The organism is Terriglobales bacterium, assembly GCA_035624455.1.
Classification (GTDB): Bacteria; Acidobacteriota; Terriglobia; order Terriglobales; family Acidobacteriaceae; genus DASPRM01.
Genome location: DASPRM010000034.1, coordinates 1 through 2,355 on the forward strand (window position 1 = coordinate 1; position 2,355 = coordinate 2,355).

Annotated in this window: 4 protein-coding genes; 2 read left to right on the top strand and 2 right to left on the bottom strand. The window is 58.7% G+C overall.

The genetic code is table 11. From position 1 onward, the window contains the following. Positions 1-152: 152 nt before the first annotated feature. Both VEG30_04470 and VEG30_04475 read right to left on the bottom strand, forming a co-directional pair. Positions 153-1,037 carry a cytochrome c gene (locus VEG30_04470; GenBank protein ID HXZ79161.1) on the bottom strand — a complete coding sequence of 295 codons (885 nt, stop codon included), beginning with the start codon at positions 1,035-1,037 and terminating at the stop codon, positions 153-155. A 22-nt stretch (positions 1,038-1,059) separates the two neighbouring features. Continuing rightward, positions 1,060-1,512, bottom strand: coding sequence for an Rrf2 family transcriptional regulator (locus VEG30_04475; protein ID HXZ79162.1), 453 nt, complete (start codon positions 1,510-1,512; stop codon positions 1,060-1,062). 148 nt (positions 1,513-1,660) lie between these two features. On the opposite strand from VEG30_04475, the gene VEG30_04480 reads away from it, so the two are divergent. Further along, positions 1,661-1,996, top strand: coding sequence for a carboxymuconolactone decarboxylase family protein (locus tag VEG30_04480; GenBank protein ID HXZ79163.1), 336 nt, complete (start codon positions 1,661-1,663; stop codon positions 1,994-1,996). A 95-nt stretch (positions 1,997-2,091) separates the two neighbouring features. After that, on the top strand, positions 2,092-2,355 hold a 264-nt coding region (locus tag VEG30_04485; GenBank protein HXZ79164.1), incomplete at its 3' end, for a hypothetical protein.

Genomic DNA, 2,355 nt, shown 5'->3' on the forward strand with positions numbered 1-2,355 from the left:
GTGGATCTGCCACGTGCACCCACCAGTGCAGTTCACGCCGTGGGTTGAGCGCACGATCTTGTCATGCTGCCAACGGTTGCGATAGAACTCCTCCCAGCTGCGCAGCTTGGGATCGACTTCGTCTCGGATCCACGAAATCGCATCGCGCGTCTTCATCGTTCACCTCGACCTTCTCGCTGCACTAGGCTGCGCCGAACCCCACGGAATCGCTGTTTCCATAAGGCATCAAGTGAAATGAGGCCCAGCACCATGCCGCCCACTCCCAGCAGGAAGAAATTCAGCAAGGAAGTCGTATCGTCTTGCCCGCCCTTCTTCGCCGAGTCTTCCAAGAGCGCAATCAGGCTCAGGATTTCTTCGGGTTGAATCGCGTGTTCTTTGAAGACCGGGGCCATCGTGGGGCTCGCGGGCGAGGACAACCAGGCTGCCAATCCCTTGCGGCCTTGCAGACGCTCGAAGATGCGGGTCAGATCAGGACCGAGCCGACCACCGCCGAGCAGGGTCAGACCCCTGACGGTGTGGCAGGAGATACAGGCGGGCCCGCCATTGCTGAGTGCTTGTTCACCGCGAAAGATCTTTTTCCCCCTCTCTAGGTCCATCACCGTCAGTGGGCGGTCACTGATCTGCAAACCTGCGAACTGGGAGCGTGGAAGCTTCGATTCGGCGGCAATCAGGTCGAGTAGTGCCTGCCCCAATTGCGGATTCATCCCCGTAATGTTCGGCATCACTACACCCCGCGCTTCCTGTTGCAGCTTCGCGGCGTAAGGATCGCCGCTATCGATCATGGCCTTGGGGCTCTGAAGAAACTGAACCAGCCATACCCGGTCTCGGCGACTGCCTACGTCTTTCAAGTCCGGCCCGGTGAGCCGTCCGCCTCCGATGGTGTGGCAGCTCGTGCAGTTCTGCTTGAAGAAAGCGCCGGCGTCCTGCTGCGCAACCGCCATGCTGCCCAGCAACGCCGTCAACACGCACAGCCCGCCTGCGCGCCGCTGAGCTGTCAACCTGCCCGAAAACGCTTGCCCTCCGATCCAACCAAGCATCTGGAAACCTCGTCATGCCTCCTCAGCGGGAGGTTTTCCTACCGTTGCGCTGCGAACTTGTCCAACCATCGTCGGGAGCACCGGCGATGGCGGAGACCGGGGTAGAAACCAGGAAACCCAGATAGGCAGCCTGCACCGCGCGCCACGCAGCATGTGCTGTGCACGGGGCATCGTCCGAGCAAGGCCGGGTATGCGATAGAAAACAGCTGGCCTTGGTTCGCGAAATCACCTCGAACAGTTCCACGACATCGATCAAATGAATCTCGTCTGCCGGCTTGCCGAGCCGGTATCCGCCGCCCGAACCTCTGGTTGCATCGACCAATCCCGCATTGCGCAGAGTCAACAGCACCTTCGACAGATAATTTGCTGGTATTTCAACCGCTTGCGCTAAATCGCGCCCCAGCACAGCTTCGCCGGATTGTCGGGCTAGGTGAGCAAGCGCCCGCAATGCGTATTCGGACGTCACGGAGAGCATTGTTGACCTCTACATGTACAAGTCGTTTTTATTGCCCGCGCGGCTGCTTGTCTGTGACAAAAGTCACGGCTACCGAGAGGACCGTGACAAATCTTTTCTGAGTGGGCTATGTTGGGGACACTCTCGCATGAAAGGAGATCTCGAAGCCGTGGCACAAGAACTGCCCGCGCCAATCACCAATTTCAAGAAACTCTATCCGCAGGTGTGGAAGGCGTTCACCGAGTTAGGAGAGCGTTGCCACGAAGCGGGACCTCTGGACGAGCGCAGCCGCCGCCTCGTCAAACTCGCTCTTTCCATCGGCGCCGGACTGGAAGGAGCCACACACTCCGCGGTACGAAATGCGAAAAGAGCAGGGCTTAACGACAAGGAGATCGACCACGTCGTTGTGCTGGCGGTTACGACTCTCGGGCTGCCCTCCGCGACCCGCGCCTTTACCTGGATTCGAGACCAACGCAAGAAGTCATCTCGCGCTCAGCGAACGTAATTCCCGCGTTCCTTGTTCGTGAAACCTGTGACATAAGTCATCGTCGCACTCTTGGCACGCTCATATGCTTTGCTCTTAGACAAGGGGGAAAGACCATGAGCGAAATAACCTCCACTACAAGCGTTGCGGAGATCGTGCGGCGCTGTCCAAATGCGCGCCAAATCTTCGACCGGCATGGACTCAAGGGCTGCGGTGGCGAGCATGGACCCAGCGAACCGCTGTCGTTCTTCGCAGCTGTACACCAGGCCAACGTGGATGAACTCTTGCGTGAGATCGATGCCGAGATGCAGAACCCGTCGAGCCAGACCTATGTCTATAAGGAGACGTTGCAGGACTACATCTACCGCCGCTTCTTCAAG